15 protein-coding genes are annotated in these 15,933 nt (G+C 69.6%); 7 read left to right on the forward strand and 8 right to left on the reverse strand.

Annotated elements, in window-relative coordinates:
• Positions 1–8: 8 nt before the first annotated feature.
• Together ABD970_RS05065 and ABD970_RS05070 are read left to right on the forward strand one after the other, a co-directional pair.
• The gene (locus ABD970_RS05065) at positions 9–383 is read left to right on the forward strand and encodes a ribosomal protein L7/L12 (RefSeq protein WP_345294389.1); all 375 of its coding nucleotides are present in this window, start codon (positions 9–11) and stop codon (positions 381–383) included.
• Between the two features lie 109 nt (positions 384–492).
• Positions 493–801 carry a hypothetical protein gene (locus ABD970_RS05070; RefSeq protein ID WP_345294390.1) on the forward strand — a complete coding sequence of 103 codons (309 nt, stop codon included), beginning with the start codon at positions 493–495 and terminating at the stop codon, positions 799–801.
• Positions 802–855: 54 nt separating this feature from the next.
• Here the strand turns inward: ABD970_RS05070 and cysK are convergent, their stop codons facing one another.
• On the reverse strand, positions 856–1,812 hold the full coding sequence (gene cysK, locus ABD970_RS05075) for a cysteine synthase A (protein ID WP_345294391.1): 957 nt from the start codon (positions 1,810–1,812) through the stop codon (positions 856–858).
• A 213-nt stretch (positions 1,813–2,025) separates the two neighbouring features.
• Between cysK and ABD970_RS05080 the strand changes: the two genes are divergently transcribed.
• From ABD970_RS05080 to ABD970_RS05095, 4 genes are all read left to right on the forward strand, one after another.
• Positions 2,026–3,174: an efflux RND transporter periplasmic adaptor subunit gene (locus ABD970_RS05080; RefSeq protein ID WP_345294392.1), complete on the forward strand. Its 1,149-nt coding sequence runs from the start codon at positions 2,026–2,028 to the stop codon at positions 3,172–3,174.
• 3 nt (positions 3,175–3,177) lie between these two features.
• Positions 3,178–6,303, forward strand: a complete 3,126-nt coding sequence (locus ABD970_RS05085; protein WP_345294393.1) for an efflux RND transporter permease subunit — start codon at positions 3,178–3,180, stop codon at positions 6,301–6,303.
• 122 nt (positions 6,304–6,425) lie between these two features.
• A complete protein-coding gene (locus ABD970_RS05090; RefSeq protein WP_345294394.1) occupies positions 6,426–7,868 on the forward strand; it encodes an alanine/glycine:cation symporter family protein in 1,443 nt (480 codons plus the stop codon).
• The gene (locus ABD970_RS05095) at positions 7,865–8,716 is read left to right on the forward strand and encodes a TrmH family RNA methyltransferase (RefSeq protein WP_425563040.1); all 852 of its coding nucleotides are present in this window, start codon (positions 7,865–7,867) and stop codon (positions 8,714–8,716) included. The genes ABD970_RS05090 and ABD970_RS05095 overlap by 4 nt, the downstream gene beginning before the upstream one ends.
• Positions 8,717–8,881: 165 nt before the next feature.
• Here the strand turns inward: ABD970_RS05095 and ABD970_RS05100 are convergent, their stop codons facing one another.
• The 4 genes from ABD970_RS05100 to ABD970_RS05115 form a co-directional block, all read right to left on the reverse strand.
• Complete coding sequence (locus ABD970_RS05100) at positions 8,882–10,276, reverse strand: M28 family peptidase (protein ID WP_345294395.1); 1,395 nt, start codon at positions 10,274–10,276, stop codon at positions 8,882–8,884.
• Between the two features lie 85 nt (positions 10,277–10,361).
• Complete coding sequence (gene mscL / locus ABD970_RS05105; RefSeq protein ID WP_345294396.1) at positions 10,362–10,775, reverse strand: large conductance mechanosensitive channel protein MscL; 414 nt, start codon at positions 10,773–10,775, stop codon at positions 10,362–10,364.
• 95 nt (positions 10,776–10,870) lie between these two features.
• Positions 10,871–11,605: a fumarylacetoacetate hydrolase family protein gene (locus tag ABD970_RS05110; RefSeq protein WP_425563041.1), complete on the reverse strand. Its 735-nt coding sequence runs from the start codon at positions 11,603–11,605 to the stop codon at positions 10,871–10,873.
• 43 nt (positions 11,606–11,648) lie between these two features.
• Positions 11,649–11,945 (reverse strand): hypothetical protein, encoded by a 297-nt coding sequence (locus ABD970_RS05115; RefSeq protein ID WP_345294397.1) that lies wholly within the window; start codon positions 11,943–11,945, stop codon positions 11,649–11,651.
• Between the two features lie 52 nt (positions 11,946–11,997).
• Between ABD970_RS05115 and ABD970_RS05120 the strand changes: the two genes are divergently transcribed.
• A complete protein-coding gene (locus ABD970_RS05120) occupies positions 11,998–12,378 on the forward strand; it encodes a Rieske (2Fe-2S) protein (RefSeq protein WP_345294398.1) in 381 nt (126 codons plus the stop codon).
• Positions 12,379–12,409: 31 nt separating this feature from the next.
• Here the strand turns inward: ABD970_RS05120 and ABD970_RS05125 are convergent, their stop codons facing one another.
• The 3 genes from ABD970_RS05125 to ABD970_RS05135 form a co-directional block, all read right to left on the reverse strand.
• Positions 12,410–14,254 (reverse strand): SLC13 family permease, encoded by a 1,845-nt coding sequence (locus ABD970_RS05125; RefSeq protein ID WP_345294399.1) that lies wholly within the window; start codon positions 14,252–14,254, stop codon positions 12,410–12,412.
• A 103-nt stretch (positions 14,255–14,357) separates the two neighbouring features.
• Complete coding sequence (gene trmB, locus ABD970_RS05130; RefSeq protein ID WP_345294400.1) at positions 14,358–15,113, reverse strand: tRNA (guanosine(46)-N7)-methyltransferase TrmB; 756 nt, start codon at positions 15,111–15,113, stop codon at positions 14,358–14,360.
• The gene (locus tag ABD970_RS05135) at positions 15,113–15,901 is read right to left on the reverse strand and encodes a thiazole synthase (protein ID WP_345294571.1); all 789 of its coding nucleotides are present in this window, start codon (positions 15,899–15,901) and stop codon (positions 15,113–15,115) included. Before ABD970_RS05135 ends, trmB begins: the two co-directional genes overlap by 1 nt.
• Positions 15,902–15,933 lie beyond the last annotated feature (32 nt).

The raw sequence follows: 15,933 nt of genomic DNA on the forward strand, positions 1-15,933 counted from the left end.
GGAACCAAGTGGAATCGCGCCACGACGGTTTGCGTGACGGCCAGGCGGCCATCGTGGTCGCGGCCGCCCTGCAGGAGAAAGGCATCGCCTTCCCGCCGGAGGCGGCCGCTGCCCTGGAATCGGGGAACCTCATCGCGGCGATCAAGTTGGTGCGCGAGGCCAATCCGGGGCTCGGCCTGAAGGAAGCCAAGGAAGCCGTCGAAGGGATACCGCGCTTCCGGAGCAAGACCGGGGCCGACGCCGTTCGCGACGCCGCCAGCAATGACGGCGCGCGGGTGCCGACGGTGGTCGAAGGCGATCGCGGCGGGCTCCGGTGGCTGGTCCTCCTGGCCCTGGTCGCGACGGCGGCCGCAGGATGGTGGTGGTTCTCGGGCGCTGCCTGAATCCCGATCCCCCATCCCGGACAGGCACAGGGCGCCGCTGGTCGTGGCTGCATTGTCGCCAGACGATCCAGGGCGATAATCTTGCTCGAGCCCCGATTCGAGCGACCCGATGCAAAAGCGCCTCTTGCTCCGGCCTGCCATTGCGACGGTGGCCGTGCTGCTGGTTCCGTTGGTCATGTCGTGGCTCCACCGGAGACGGCCGGTAGGAGACGGTTGGCATTGGGGGCCGCTGGATTTCCTCGCCATGGGGCTGTTGCTGTTCGGTGCCGGCGTGGCCTACGAAGTCGTGGCGCGCAAGCTCGAAAACCGTTCGCACCGCCCGTGGCTGGGCGTGGCGATCCTTGGCGCGGTGGTGGCGGTCTGGGCCGAATTGGCTGTGGGCGCGTTCAGCCGCTTGCTGGAGCACTGGGCAGGATAACGGGCGCCCCGGCGTGCACGGCCGACGATGCGCCAGGACGGACCCCCGTCGACGCTACGGCAGTCCTGCCAGCCAGTCGTCGTCCGAGCCTTCGTTGACGCCCTCGAACAAGGGCGTCGAGAAATAGCGCTCGCCGGTGTCGGGCAACATCGCCAGGATCGCTTCGCCGTCCTGCGCGGAACGGGCGACTTCCAGGGCGGCCGCGATGGTCGCGCCGGCCGAGATGCCGACGAAAATGCCTTCCTCGGTCGCAAGCCGGCGTGCGTGGTCGATGGCGGTGGCGTCGTCGATCGACAGCACTTGGGCGGCGGCATCGCGGTTGAGCACTTTCGGCACGAAATCCGGCGTCCAGCCCTGGATCTTGTGCGGCGACCATTCCTTGCCCTGCAGGAGCGCGGCGACCGCGGGCTCGCATGTCGTGACCTTGACCTCGGGCCGCGCTGCCTTGAGCACTTCGGCGACGCCGGTGAGCGTGCCGCCGGTTCCCCAGCCGGTGACGAAATGGTCGAGGCGCCGCCCGGCGAAATCGCGCAGGATCTCGGCGGCGGTGGTCTGCCGGTGGTACGCCGGGTTGGCGGGATTCTCGAATTGGCGCGCGAGGAACCAGCCGTGCTTCTCGGCCAGTTCCTCGGCCTTGCGCACCATGCCGCTGCCGCGTTCCGCCGCCGGGGTCAGGATGACCTTTGCGCCGTAGGCGCGCATCAGCTTGCGGCGTTCGATCGAGAACGAATCGGCCATGGTCGCGACGAACTTGTAGCCGCGCGCCGCGCAGACCATCGCCAGCGCGACGCCGGTGTTGCCGGAGGTCGCCTCGACCACGGTGTCGCCCGGCTTGAGCAGCCCCTTGGCTTCCGCGTCCAGGATGATCGCCAGCGCCAGCCGGTCCTTGACCGATCCGCCGGGGTTGAAGGATTCCACCTTGGCGAACAGCGCGACGTTGGCGGGCGCCATGCGCTGCAAGCGGATGACGGGAGTACGGCCGATGGTGTCGAGGATGCTGTCGTGGATCATGGGGGACTCCGGGGGATTGGATGACGGCGGCGCGAGCGTAGCGCGATGGTGCATCCGGCGGGGGGGCGGGACGACGGCGATGCCCGCTTCGGGACCGGTTGGCCAGCGCCCTGCGTAACGCGCGCCCTGCGTGGCGGTTGACGATGGATCGCGACGCCAGCCCATTGCTGATGTCACGGGTGGAAGACGGCATGGACGGCTAGAATCGGCCAGATGACCCCGCCCAACGCTTCCCGAATCCCCCATGCGAACAGGTCCCTGGGGCGATTCGCATCGTCCAGCCTGTTGCTGCTGGCCTTGCTCGCCTCGTCGGCCTGCGGCGACAAGCAGGCCACGGAGCGTGGCGGTCGCGACGAGGCGCCGGCCGTCCCGGTGACGACCACCATCGTCCGCATGGCCCCCTGGAACGACACCATCGCCGCATTGGGCACGGCCACGGCTCGCGAATCCGTCTCGGTCACCGCCAAGGTCAGCGAAACCGTGCAGCGCGTGCATTTCGACAGCGGCGACGAGGTCGCGGCGGGTGCCCCCCTGGTCACGCTCAGCGGCCAGCAGCAGCAGGCTTCCCTGGTCGCGGCACAGGCGGCCGCCGAGGAGGCGGACCGCCTGCTGCGCCGCCAGAGCGAACTGGCCGAGCAGCAACTCATCGCGCGTGCCTCGCTGGACAGCCAGCGCGCGACACGGGACGCCGCCCGGGCGCGCGTGGCCGAGATCCGCGCGAACCTGGGCGATCGCACGATCCGCGCGCCATTCGCGGGCGTGCTCGGCATTCGCCGCGTCAGTCCCGGTGCGCTGGTGACGCCGGGGACGGTGATCGCGACGCTCGACGACATCGGACGCGTGTTCGTGGATTTCCCCGTGCCCGAAGGGCAGCTCGCCCACCTGGCGGCGGGGCAGCGCGTCTTCGGACGCAGCGATGCCTATTCCGGGCGGGAGTTCGAGGGGACGGTGAGCACGGTCGAGGCGCGGGTCGATCCGGCCACGCGCGCGGTCAACGTGCGCGCGGATTTCCCGAACCCGGACAAGGTGCTCAAGCCGGGGATGCTCCTGCAGGTGCGGTTGCAGCGGCCGGAGCGGCAGGCGCTGCAGGTGCCGGAGATCTCGGTGGTGCAGGTGGGTCGCGAATCCTTCGTCTACCGCGTCGGCGCCGGGGATGCGGTGGAACAGGTGCCGATCCAGGTCGGCGGGCGCGACGACGGCCGCGTCGAGGTGCTCTCGGGACTGGAGGCGGGTGATCGCATCGTCGTCGACGGCACCGGCAAGCTGCGCACGGGAAGCAAGGTCGTCGAGGCCGAAGCCGCGGTGCCTGCCGCGACCCCCGCCCCTCCACGGACGCGGGAGCGCCGGCGGAACGCGGGCTGACAGGTGAATCTCTCCGGACTCTCGATCCGCCGCCCCGTGTTCGCCACGGTGGTGAGCCTGCTGCTGATCGTGCTGGGCATCATGGCGTTCAGCCGGCTGACCCTGCGCGAACTGCCGGCGATCGATCCGCCGATCGTCTCGGTCGACGTCACCTATCCGGGCGCATCGGCCGCGGTGGTCGAGACGCGCGTGACGCAGGTGCTGGAAGACGCCTTGTCGGGCATCGAGGGGATTGAGACCCTGCAGTCGCGCAGCGTCAATGGCCGTGCATCGGTGAACATGGAGTTCACCCTGCAGCGCGACATCGAGGCGGCGGCCAACGACGTGCGCGACGCGGTCAGCGACGTCGCCGACCGCATGCCGCAGGAAGCCGATCCGCCCGAGGTGGAGAAGGCCGACAGCGATTCGGACACCATCATGTGGCTCAACATGAGCTCGACCACGATGGACACCATGCAGTTGTCGGACTACGCCGACCGCTACGTGGTGGATCGGATCGCGAGTCTGGACGGCGTCGCCCAGGTTCGGATCGGCGGCCGCCAGCGCTACGCCATGCGCATCTGGCTGGACAGCGCTGCGATGGCTGCGCGCGGGATCACCGCCAACGACGTCGAGAGCGCGCTGCGCGCCGAAAACGTGGAGTTGCCGGCGGGCCGCCTGGAATCGGGGACGCGCGACTTCACCCTGCGCGTGGCCCGCAGCTACGTCGCGCCGGCCGAATTCGCCCAGATCCCCCTGCGCAAGGGCGAGGACGGCTACGTGGTGCGTCTGGGCGACGTCGCCAAGGTCGCCCTGGAGTCCGCCGAGCGTCGCGCCTACTACCGCAGCAACGGCCAGCCGAACATCGGCCTGGGGATCATCAAGACCTCGACCGCCAACGCGCTCGACGTGGTGAATGCCGCCAAGGCGCGCGCGGAGGAAATCCAGAAGTCGCTGCCCGAAGGCACGCGCATCTTCGTCGCCTACGACGCCACCGTGTTCATCGACGCCTCCATCAAGCGCGTGTACGCGACGCTGGCCGAGGCGATCGCGCTGGTGCTGCTGGTGATCTGGCTGTTCCTCGGCAGCTTCCGCGCCGCGATGATCCCGGCGATCACGGTGCCGATCTGCCTGATCGCCGCCTTCGTCCCGCTCTACCTGTTCGGCTACTCGATCAACCTGCTGACCCTGCTCGCCCTGGTGCTGTCGATCGGCCTGGTGGTGGACGATGCGATCGTGGTGCTGGAGAACATCCAGCGCCGCACCGATCTGGGTGAGCCCAGGCTGGTCGCCGCCGCGCGCGGGACGCGCCAGGTCGCCTTCGCCGTGATCGCGACCACGACCGTGCTGGTCGCGGTGTTCCTCCCGGTCGGGTTCATGGAGGGCAACACCGGCCGCCTGTTCCGTGAGCTGTCGGTGGCGCTGGCCGGCGCGGTGGCGCTGTCGGCGTTCGTGGCGCTGACGCTGACGCCGATGATGGCCTCGAAGCTGGTGCGCCCGCACAGCGAGGAGAAGTCCAACCGCATGCATCGCTGGGTGACTGCGCGGCTGGACGCCTTGAGCGTGCGTTACCGCGCAGCCCTGGGCGGCATCCTCGAACGCTACTGGCTGGTCGGCGGCGCCCTGCTGGCGGCGTTGGCGCTGAGCTATGCGCTGGTCAAGATCGTGCCGTCCGAGCTGGCCCCGGCCGAGGATCGCGGCGCGTTCTTCGTGTCGATCGAAGGCCCGGAAGGCGCGGGCTACGACTACACCGTCGAGCAGATCAAGCAGGTCGAGGAGATCTTCGCCGGGCGCGTTGGCGAGCAGGGCGCGATCGAGCGCTACAACACCCGCGTGCCTGGCGGCTTCGGGGCGAGCGAGGAGATGCACACCGGCAGCGTCATCGTGTTCCTGCGCAACTGGGACCAGCGCGAGCAGGACACCTCCGAGGTCGCGGCGTCCCTGCGCGAAGACCTGGGCCGCCTGCCCGGCGTGTCGGCGCAGCCGCGCGTGGGCGGCGGCCTGGTCGGCAGCCGCGGACAGCCGATCCAGATCGTGCTGGGCGGCCCGGAGTACGAGGAGATCGCGCGCTGGCGCGACATCATGATCGAGCGCATGGAAGCCAACCCGGGCCTGTTCTCGGTCAATTCCGACTACAAGGAAACCCGCCCGCAGATGCGGGTGCAGATCGACCGCCAGCGCGCCGCCGACCTGGGCGTGAGCGTGAGTGACATCGGCCGTGCGCTGGAAACGATGATGGGCGGCCGCCGGGTCACCACCTTCGTGCAGGAAGGCGAGGAGTACGACGTGATCCTGCAGGCCGCCGGCGAAGGCCGTGCAGCGCCAGGCGACCTGACGGCCGTCGAAGTCCGGTCGCGCAACGGCGAACTCGTGCCGCTGGCCAACCTCGTCACGCTGACGGAGCTGGCGGAGGCCGGCAGCCTCAACCGCTTCAACCGCCTGCGCGCGATTACCATCACCGCCGGCCTCGCGCCGGGCTACACGATGGGCGAGGCACTGGATTTCCTGCGCGACACGGTCGACGCGGAATTGCCCGACTATGCCCAGATCGACTGGAAGGGCGAGTCGCGCGAGTACCAGAAGGCAGGCGGCGCCGTGCTGCTGACGTTCGCGCTGGCCTTGCTGGTGGTGTACCTGGTGCTGGCGGCCCAGTTCGAAAGTTTCATCCACCCGTTCGTGATCATGCTGACCGTGCCGCTGGGCGTGCTGGGCGCCTTGCTCGGCCTGCTGCTGACCGGGGGGACGCTGAACCTTTTCAGCCAGATCGGCATCGTCATGCTGGTCGGGCTGGCCGCCAAGAACGGCATCCTGATCGTCGAGTTCGCCAACCAGTTGCGCGACGACGGCCGCCAGGTGCGCGAAGCCATCATCGAAGCGGCCGGCGTGCGGTTGCGGCCGATCCTCATGACCTCCATCGCCACCATCATGGGCGCGATGCCGCTGGTGCTGGCCGGCGGGCCGGGGTCCGCCAGTCGCGGGACCATCGGCGTGGTGGTGATCGCCGGCGTCGCCTTCTCGACCCTGCTGTCGCTGTTCGTGGTGCCGGTCTTCTACGCGCTGCTTGCGCCGTATACCCAATCCCCGGACGCGGTGGCGCACAAGCTGGAGCGGCTCGAACGCGAAACGCCGGCGGTCAGCGGACACGCCTGACGGCCCGAGCCGGCGATCCCGGTGCGTATTTCGCCTTTCGGCCCCGATCGTGGAGAATCGGACGCGATTCTGCCGCCCCGCGCCCGCCGCGACGCGGCTTCCATCCCAACGGAGCACGCCTTGTGGAACAGTTGATCAACGGCCTCAACGACATCATCTGGAGCACCGCGCTGATCGCGCTCTGCCTGGGCGCGGGACTGTACTTCTCGATCCGGACGCGCTTCATGCAGGTGCGCGGATTCGCGGAGATGATCCGGCTGATCTTCAAGGGCGAGTCGTCGGCGGCCGGCGTGTCGTCCTTCCAGGCGCTTGCGATCTCGCTGTCGGGACGCGTGGGCATCGGCAACATCGCGGGCGTCGCCACGGCGATCTACTTCGGCGGTCCCGGCGCCGTGTTCTGGATGTGGGTGGTGGCGTTCTTCGGCGCGTCCACGGCCTACGTCGAATCCACCCTGGGCCAGATCTACAAGGAGGTCGACGACAGCGGCCAGTACCGCGGCGGCCCGGCCTTCTACATCGAGAAGGCGATGGGCCAGCGCTGGTACGCGTGGATCTTCGCCGTCGTGACCATCGTCGCCACCGGCACCCTGCTGCCGGGCGTGCAGGCCAACGGCATCGCCGCCGGCATGTACAACGCCTGGGGCATCGCGCCGGCCGTGACCGCCGGGGCAGTGGTGTTCGCGCTCGGGCTGATCATCTTCGGCGGCGTCAAGCGCATCGCCAAGGTCGCGGAGTTCGTGGTGCCGTTCATGGCGCTGGCCTACGTGCTGGTCGCGGTGGTGGTGATGGTGCTCGACTACGAGCGGCTGCCCGCGATGTTCTCGCTGATCGTGCGCAGCGCGTTCGGCTTCGATGCCGGTTTCGGCGCGATGCTCGGCGTCGCCGTGGCGTGGGGCGTGAAGCGCGGCGTGTACTCCAACGAGGCCGGGCAGGGCACCAGTCCGCATGCGGCCTCCGCGGCCGAGGTGTCGCATCCTGCCAAGCAGGGCTACGTGCAGGCGTTCTCGGTCTACGTCGACACCTTGCTGGTGTGCTCGGCGACGGCGTTCATGATCCTGTCGACCGGCATGTACAACGTGGTCGGGCCCGAAGGCGCGCTGCTCGCCGAAGGCCTGCCCGGCGTCGAGGTCGGACCGGGCTTCACCCAGAACGCGATCGAATCGGTGTTGCCCGGCTACGGGGCGGCCTTCGTGGCGCTGGCGCTGCTGTTCTTCGCCTTCACCACGATCCTGGCCTATTACTATATGGCCGAGACCAACATCGCCTACATCAACCGCCGCGTGCACAAGCCGTGGATGATCCTGGTGCTGCGCATCGCCATCCTCACCGCGGTGGCGTTCGGTGCGGTGCGCACGGCGACCGCGGCATGGACGCTGGGCGACATCGGCGTCGGGTTGATGGCGTGGTTGAACATCGTGGCGATCCTCATCCTGCAGAAGCCGGCGCTGCTGGCGCTGAAGGATTACGAGGCGCAGAAGAAAGCCGGCAAGGACCCGACGTTCGACCCCGATGCGCTGGGCATCAAGAATGCCGATTTCTGGCGCGACCGGAATCGCAAGGGGTGAGCGACGGCCCGCGGACGCGGGGACCGAAGCCGCGGGCGCCGCAGTCATCGCCCTGGGGGCCCCGCCATCGAACGCCGGGCGGACCACATCCGTCGACGGAGGCTCCGGCGGGGACCGAGGTCGCCAGGGAGCTGCGCATCCACGGGTTCAATGCGGTGCAGGCCGTCTTCACCCAGCGGCCGGACGCGCTGCGAAAGTTGTACTTGTCCGAGGCACGGATCCCCCAGTTCCAGCCGCTGCTGCGCTGGTGCGTCGATCACCGCATCGGCTATCGCGTGGTGCCCGAGGACGACCTGCGGAAACTGGCGTCCAGCAGCCACCACGAGGGTGTCGTGGCCGATGTCCTGCGCAAGCCCGCGCTCGACCTGGCCGGATGGCTTGGCGGCCTGGCCCCCGGTCCGCAGTGCGCGCTGTGGCTGGACGGCGTCGGCAACCCGCACAACCTGGGTGCCCTCCTGCGTTCGGCAGCGCATTTCGGCGCGGCCGTTCTGTTGCCGGCGCAATCGCCGCTCGGGATTTCGGGCGCGGCGGCACGCGTGGCCGAAGGCGGCGCCGAAGCGGTCGCCATGGTGCGAATGGGCACGGAGGAGGACGCCATCGCCCAGCTCAAGGGCGCGGGCTTCGCCTTGGTCGCGACCGCGGTGCGCGGGGGCGCGGACCTGTTCACGCAACGCCTGCCGGAAAGGCTCGTCTACGTGCTCGGTGCCGAAGCGGCGGGCATGGACCCGGCCCTCGCGCGCGACTGCGACCTCCGGGTGTCCATCCCGGGCAGTGGCGCGGTGGACAGCCTCAACGTGTCCGCGGCCGCCGCGGTGCTGCTCGCGCAATGGCGCGGCGGAAGGAAATGAGCTTGCCTTGACCGGCTAGGCAACGCGCCGGGCCATGACGGCCACCGTGGAGACACCCGGCACACGGAAACTCATTTCGCCAGCGGCGCAGCGACAAGCCCCTGCCAAGGCCCGGGGCAGCAGCGCCCGGGCACGCCGCCGGCTGCCGCGCGCGACCCGACGAACCTAGTCTTGCGTCGCGGGTGCCGGCGCGCTGCCGAACCCGCCCTCGGCCTGGGCTGCCAGGTAGGCGAAGACGGTGTAGGCGGCGGCGTTCTGCGCCAGGGCGGCCGGGTCGACCTTGTCGAGCGTGTCGTCTGGCGTGTGGTGCAGGTCGAAGTAGTCGGTTCCATCCTGACCGAGCCACGCCCAGGCCGCGCCCTTGCCTGCGATCGGGCCGACGTCCGGGCCGGGGCCGCCCTTGTCGCTGGTGGCGATGCCCAGTGGCGCCAACGCCTGGGCGATGCGATCGACGGCGGCCCTGGCGTGATCCGGCGCGCTGGTGTTGAAGGCGTAGATGCGACCAGCCCCGAAGTCGCTCTCGGCGACGATCTGGTGCCGTGCGACCGCCCCGGCATGCGCCTCGGCATAGGCCTTTCCGCCGTGCAGGCCCTGCTCCTCGTTGGCGAAGGCGACCACGCGGAGGGTGCGCGCCGGCCGGCGGTCGAGCAGGCCGATCAGGTGGCCGGCCGCCATGGTGACGGCGACGCCGGCGCCGTCGTCGATCGCGCCGGTGCCCAGGTCCCAGGAGTCCAGGTGTCCGCCGATCAGCACGACCTCGTCCGGCTTGCTGGCGCCGGTCATTTCGCCGATGACGTTCTGCGAGGTGTATTCGCCGTTCCAGCCGACGTCGAGCGCCAGCCGGACGCGCGTCGGACCGAGCGCGAGCAGCCGCGCGAGCTGGTCGGCATCCGGCGCGGCCAGCGCGGCGGACGGGATCGGCGTCAGCCCTTCGTCGAAACGCGTCATCCCCGTATGCGGCATGCGGTGCGAATCGGTGCCCGCCGAGCGCATCAGGTAACCGATGGCGCCTTTTCCGATGGCCGTGGATGGCCCGCGGCTGCGCACACGCGACCCGGGGCCATAGCCGCTGCCGTCGCGGGCCCGGGCCATGCGGTAGTCGACGAAGGCGATCTTGCCGGCGAGCGACCCGGGCGCAGCGGCTTCCAGCGCGGCAAGGTCGGCGAAACGCACGACCTCCGCCTCCACCGTGCCACCCGGGCTGCCGCCCAGTGCCGTGACCACGAGCGGCTGCGCCTGGTCACCGACGACCTCCGCATGCTCGCTGCGCCGCTCCCATTTGGGGAAGGTGACCGGCTCCGTCCAGACCTTGTCGTATCCCAGCTCGACGAACTTGGCCTTCGCCCACGCGACCGCACGCGCATCGGCCTCGCTGCCGGCCAGCCGCGGGCCGACTTCGGTGGTCAGCGATTCGAGGACCTGCCACGCGGTACCGTCGGCGAGTGCCTGCGCGCGCAATCGTGTCGCCGTGTCGAAGGCCGCGTCCGGGATCCGGGTCGGGTTGTGGGCGGCGGCGGGCGCGGCGAGCGCGAGGGAAAACAGCAGGCAGGCGAAACGCATCGGGGGTCCGTCGGCGATCGAAAAGAAGCCGAAAGCTTAGCAGCCGCGGCTCCGTCAATCCTGTACGCCAACCCTTGGTCCCGGCTCAGCGCGCCTTGAGCTGGTCGCGGATCTCACGCAGCAGGAGGATGTCCTCCGCAGGCGGTTTCGGCGCTTCGTCCTCCTGCTTCTGCAAGCGGTTGTAGGCCCGCACGACCAGGAAGATGACGAAGGCCACGAGCAGGAAATCGACGATGGTCTGGATGAAGGCGCCATAGGTGACGACGGGCGCGGCGGCCTCCTGCGCGGCCGCCAGGCTGGCGTACTCGTTGCCGTCCAGCGCCACGTAGAGCTGCGAGAAGTCCACCCCGCCCATGGCCAGGCCGACCACCGGCATGATGATGCCGTCGACCAGGGCCGTGACGATCTTGCCGAAGGCGGCACCGATGACCACGGCAACCGCCAGGTCCAGCACGTTGCCACGTGCGATGAATTGCCTGAATTCGCCGACCATGCTCATGTCGCCTCCTCGCCAGGGATGTCGGGTTCGGGGATAGGCCCTCGAGGTCAGGCTAGCACGGCGGATTGCAGGCAATTCCGCAGCCCGCCGCCGCTTCAATCCCGGTGGCGTGGCGGTGCGATGCGACCTTCCAGCGCGACGAGGTCGTCGAGCCGGGCGAGGAAGGCGTCCCCCGGCACCAGCGGCCCGACGCCGGCCGGCGTGCCCATGAACACCAGGTCGCCGGCGCGCAACGCGTAGAGCAGGGACAGCTCGTGGAGGATTTCCGGTACGTCCCAGATGAGCTGGTCGAGCCGGGATTGCTGGCGGAGTTCGCCATTGACGGCCAGCGACAGGGTGCGCGAGGCGATCGCGCCGACGGTCCCGGCGCGCACCAGTTCACTCACCGGGGCGGACTGGTCGAAGGACTTGCCGGTGTCCCAGGGCAGGCCCTTGGCCTTGGCCGCGGCCTGCAGGTCGCGTCGCGTCAGGTCGAGCCCGATGCCGTAGCCGAACACCAGGGCCTGTGCGTCGTCGGCCGCGACGGCGCCATCCACGTCGCGACCCAGCGCCACCACGAGCTCCACCTCGTGGTGCAGGTCCTGGGTGCCCGGTGGATACGTGACGACGCCATCGAGCACCAACGCATCCGCGGGCTTGAGGAAGAACACCGGCGTGCCGCGATCGGCTTTTGCCGCGGGCGCGGTCGCGCCCATTTCGCGGGCGTGGTCGGCGAAATTCCGGCCCACGCAGTACACGCGGCGGACCGGGAACGCTCCACCGCCGCGTACCGGCAGGCGCGGGGTGCGCGGTGGCGCGATGACGTCGTCGACCGCCCCGGACGCGCTCAAGGACGCGCCCCGGTGGCAGGAAGGGACGATCGCCGCCGCATGCTCAGCGCGACAAAGGCAGGACGGGCTTGCGCACGACGCGGAACTCGCCATCGACCACGCGCGTATCCGCGACCGGCCTGGCCGCGGCGGGCTTGAACATGCGTCGCAACAGGCCTGCCGCCAGCATCAGAGAACCGATCGCCAATCCCGCGACCAGCAGCAAGGCCAGGAGCGCCAGGCCGACGAGCGCGAGCAACAGCCGCAGCAGCGGATTGCGCGGCTTGCGTGGTGCGAAGGCCGTGCCCAGGCCGGTGGCGTCGAGGCGGGCGTGCAGCGAGCGGAAGGCATGAACGAACATCGGGTGCGTGACAGAATGCGGATTGAATCGGGCGACAAGTATCGGGTGCGCCATGGTGGAGGATGTAAGCGATTCGTTAACGCACGACGCCGGCGGCGGGTTGCTGCCGCTCGCTGAGATCGCCGATGGCGGATTCGCCGAAGTGGAGGCGACCATCGACGGCGATGCCGAGTCGTTGGTCCTGCATCGCGAAGGCGACTGCGTGCGCGCCTGGTACAACGTCTGCCCGCATGCCGGGCGGCGGCTGGACTGGTCGCCGGGCAAGTTCCTGCGTTCGAAGGAGGGCCTGCTCGTGTGCGCCGCGCATGGCGCGAGCTTCGAGCTCGTCGGGGGCGAATGCGTCGCCGGTCCGTGCCGGGGCGCGTCCCTGCGCGCGGTGGCCGTGGTGGTGCGCGATGGCCGGGTGGCGTTGGCGGACGACGCGGCCGGCTGAGGCTTGCGGCCAGCCTACAAGGGACGCGTCGTCAGAACAGCAGGTTCACCATCGCCACCACGATCACCAGGTAGGCCAGCGACAGGGGCGCGCCCACCCGCCACAGGTCGCGGGCGTTGTAGTCGGCGGGACCGGTGATCATCGACATCACCGGGTTGGACGCGGTGACCAGGTTGTTGGACGCCGACAGCGCCACGATCAGCGCGAAGGAAGTCGGGTCCCCGCCCGCGGCGAGCGCCAGGTTGATCGCCAGCGGCACCACCACGATGGTCGCGCCGACGTGGCTGATCACCAGCGAGAACAGTGCCGTCAACACGGCGACGGTGAATTCGATCATCCAGATCGGCAACCCGCGTGGCAGCCGTTCGATGGTGTGGCCCGCGATCCAGGCCGCCGCGCCGCTGCTGTCCATGGCCCAGCCCAGGGGAATCAGGCAGGCCATCAGGAACACGGTCTTCCAGTTGATCGCGTCGTAGGCCTCGTCCATCTTCAGCACGCCGGTGACCAGCATGCCCGCAACCCCGGTCATCAGCGCGATCGAGGTCGGGATCCGCGACGAGAGGGCGATCAGGATGGTCACCGCGAAGATGCCCATCGCGATCTTGAACTTGTGCGGCCGCTGCTCGCCCTTCGGATAGTCGGTCACGACGACGAAATCGCGGTTGGCCGCGGTCTGCGCCAAGTCCTGCCAGATGCTGTGCAGCACCAGCATGTCGCCGGCGCGCAGGGTCAGGTTCCGCACGTTCTCGCGCAATACTTCCTTGTCGCGGTTCACCGCCAGCAGGCTGATGCCGTAGTTCTTGCGCAGCTGCAGGTCGGCCTGGGTCTTGCCGATGAACTTGGACGTGGGCGGCACGACCGCTTCCGAGATGCCTGCGCGGCTGGGGTTGAACAGGTCGCGGAATTCCCGCAGCCGCGCGCTGAGCCGCAGCATGTTGTTCTGCGCGAAGTCGGCCACCTGCTGCCGCTCCCCCATCGCGCCGATCACGCTGCCGACCCAGATGCGGGCGTCGGCAGGTGGCGAGAGCCTGGCGTCGTTGCCGGTCTTGAGCGCCAGCAGCAAGGGCGCCTCGTGCAGGGATTCCGCCTCCCCGAGCGACATCCCGACCAGGGGGCTGTCGGCGGTGACCGTGAGCTCGAACACGTCGCCCTCGATGCCGTAGGCGCGGGCGAAGTAACTCTGCGTGCGCGCGGGCGTGACGCTGCCGTCGCTTTCGCCCTTGCCCTGGAGCAGGCGGTCGCCGAAGAAGTGGAAGTACGCCAGGCAGGCGAGCAGCAAGGCCAGGCCGATGGGCAGCGGCGCGAACATGTTCAGCGGTTCCAGCGTGGCGACGCCGGAGGGCAGGTTCGCATTGGCCGCGACCAGCAGGTCGTTGAGCAGGATCAGCGGCGAATTGCCGACCATGGTCAGCGCGCCGCCCATGACGATGGCGGCGCCGATCGGCAACAGGAACCTGGACAGGCTCAACCCGGTGCGCGAGGCCAGGCGCGAGGCCACGGGCAGGTAGAGCGCCATCACCGAAGGGTTCTGCATGAACGACGAATTGAGGCCGGCGACGGCGGAGGTATAGAGCAGCAACCGATGCTCGGCGCCCTTGGCGCGGCGCAGCAGCCAGGCTGCGAGCCGGTTGAGCGCGCCCGTGCGGTCCAGGCCCATGCCGAGGATCATCGTGGCGATGACGCTGATGACGGCGTTGGACGAGAAGCCGTTGAAGATGTCCTCGGGTGCCACCAGCCCGGTCAGCCCCAGCAGCACGAGCACGACGAGCGCCACCAGGTCGGCGCGCACCCGCTCGAACAGGAACAGCACCATCGTCAGGCTGACCAGCCCCAGCACGAGCTTCATGTCGGTGGTCAGGGCGAGGGCGGTATCCATCAGGCCTGCGGCGCGCGGGGAGTGTGTCGGGATCGGGGTCCGCAGGGAGCATAAACGCTCGCGGCACCGGCGACGCCCGACGGTTCGTGCTGGCCGTTACGGTTCAACCGGGCGATTCGCTTCCGACCCGGTCGTACAGCAGGTCCCAGACCCCATGGCCCAGCCGCTGCCCGCGGCTTTCGAAATGCGTCTGCGGGCGCCACTCGGGGCGTTGTACGTGGCCGCGCGGACCGGCGCGGTTGCGCAATCCGGGCGTGGCGTCCAGGACGTCCCACATCTGCTCGGCGTAGTCCTGCCAATCCGTGGCCAGGTGCAGGCGTCCGCCGGGCGCGAGCTTCCGCACCAGCAGCAGGGCGAACGCCGGTTGCAGCAGGCGTCGCTTGTGGTGCCGCTTCTTGTGCCAGGGGTCGGGGAAGTAGACGCGGATCTCGTCCAGGCCCTCGTCCCCGATTTCCCGTTCCAGCACCTCCACGGCGTCGTGGTGGTAGACACGGACGTGGTCGCTGCCGTCCTCCGCCAAGCCGTTCAACAACCGGCCCACGCCGGGCGCATGCACTTCGATGCCTATGTAATCGCGGGCGGGGTCGTGCCGGGCGGCATAGCGCAGCGCCTCGCCGTTGCCGAACCCGATCTCGAGCACGCGCCGGGCTGCGCGCCCGAAGACGGCGTCGAAGTCGCGGGGCTCGCCGGTGTAGTCGAGTCCGAACCGGGGCCACAGCGCGTCGAATGCCCGCTGCTGCGCCGGCGTGAAGCGGCCCTGGCGCAGCACGAAGCTGCGGACGGTCCGGCGCCCGTCCTGCCTGGTAAACGGCTTGCGCTGCAGACGGTCGGCGACCGGCGGCGGCTCCCGTTCGGCCATCAGCCGACCAGGCCGTCGACGGGGGACGATGCGCTGGCGTAGCGCTTGCGTGGGATGCGCCCGGCACGGAAGGCGTCGCGCCCGGCCTCGACGGCGCGCTTCATCGCGCGCGCCATGAGCACCGGGTCGCGGGCGCCGGCGATGGCGGTGTTCATCAGCACCCCGTCGCAGCCCAGCTCCATGGCGATGGCGGCATCGGATGCCGTGCCCACGCCGGCGTCGACGATGATCGGCACCTTGGCGTTCTCGACGATCTCCAGCAGGTTGTAGCGGTTCTGGATGCCCAGCCCGGAACCGATCGGCGCGGCGAGCGGCATCACCGCCACGCAGCCGATCTCCTCCAGCCGCCTGGCCAGGATCGGGTCGTCGCTGGTGTAGACCATGACCTGGAAGCCGTCGGCGACCAGGGTCTCGGCCGCCTTGAGCGTCTGCACCACGTCGGGGAACAGCGTCTTTTCGTCGCCCAGTACTTCGAGCTTGGTCAGGGCGTGGCCATCGAGCAGCTCGCGTGCCAGTCGGCAGGTGCGCACCGCCTCCTCGGCGGTGTAGCAGCCGGCGGTGTTGGGCAGAATGGTGTAGCGATCCGGCGGCAGCACGTCGAGCAGGTTGGGTTCGCCCGCGTCCTGGCCGATGTTGGTGCGTCGAATGGCGACGGTGACGATTTCCGCACCGGCAGCGACCGTGGCGGCGCGGGTTTCCTCGAGGTCCTTGAACTTGCCGGTGCCGGTCAGCAGCCGCGAGCGATAGGACTTCCCGGCGATGACCAGCGTGTCCCCGTCGTCGGCCATTGGGGCGTTGGGAGTGGAGTTCATCGCTCGAT

The sequence above is a fragment of the Luteimonas vadosa genome, from assembly GCF_039543545.1.
In the GTDB taxonomy this organism is placed as follows: Bacteria; Pseudomonadota; Gammaproteobacteria; order Xanthomonadales; family Xanthomonadaceae; genus Luteimonas; species Luteimonas vadosa.

Excerpts from the sequence above, each read along its gene's own strand:
- ABD970_RS05070 (WP_345294390.1), top strand. The coding sequence starts at position 493 with ATGCAAAAGCGCCTCTTGCTCCGGCCTGCCATTGCGACGGTGGCCGTG.
- cysK (WP_345294391.1), bottom strand. The coding sequence starts at position 1,812 with ATGATCCACGACAGCATCCTCGACACCATCGGCCGTACTCCCGTCATC.
- ABD970_RS05080 (WP_345294392.1), top strand. The coding sequence starts at position 2,026 with ATGACCCCGCCCAACGCTTCCCGAATCCCCCATGCGAACAGGTCCCTG.
- ABD970_RS05100 (WP_345294395.1), bottom strand. The coding sequence starts at position 10,276 with ATGCGTTTCGCCTGCCTGCTGTTTTCCCTCGCGCTCGCCGCGCCCGCC.
- mscL (WP_345294396.1), bottom strand. The coding sequence starts at position 10,775 with ATGAGCATGGTCGGCGAATTCAGGCAATTCATCGCACGTGGCAACGTG.
- ABD970_RS05115 (WP_345294397.1), bottom strand. The coding sequence starts at position 11,945 with ATGTTCGTTCATGCCTTCCGCTCGCTGCACGCCCGCCTCGACGCCACC.
- ABD970_RS05120 (WP_345294398.1), top strand. The coding sequence starts at position 11,998 with ATGGTGGAGGATGTAAGCGATTCGTTAACGCACGACGCCGGCGGCGGG.
- ABD970_RS05125 (WP_345294399.1), bottom strand. The coding sequence starts at position 14,254 with ATGGATACCGCCCTCGCCCTGACCACCGACATGAAGCTCGTGCTGGGG.
- trmB (WP_345294400.1), bottom strand. The coding sequence starts at position 15,113 with ATGGCCGAACGGGAGCCGCCGCCGGTCGCCGACCGTCTGCAGCGCAAG.
- ABD970_RS05135 (WP_345294571.1), bottom strand. The coding sequence starts at position 15,901 with ATGGCCGACGACGGGGACACGCTGGTCATCGCCGGGAAGTCCTATCGC.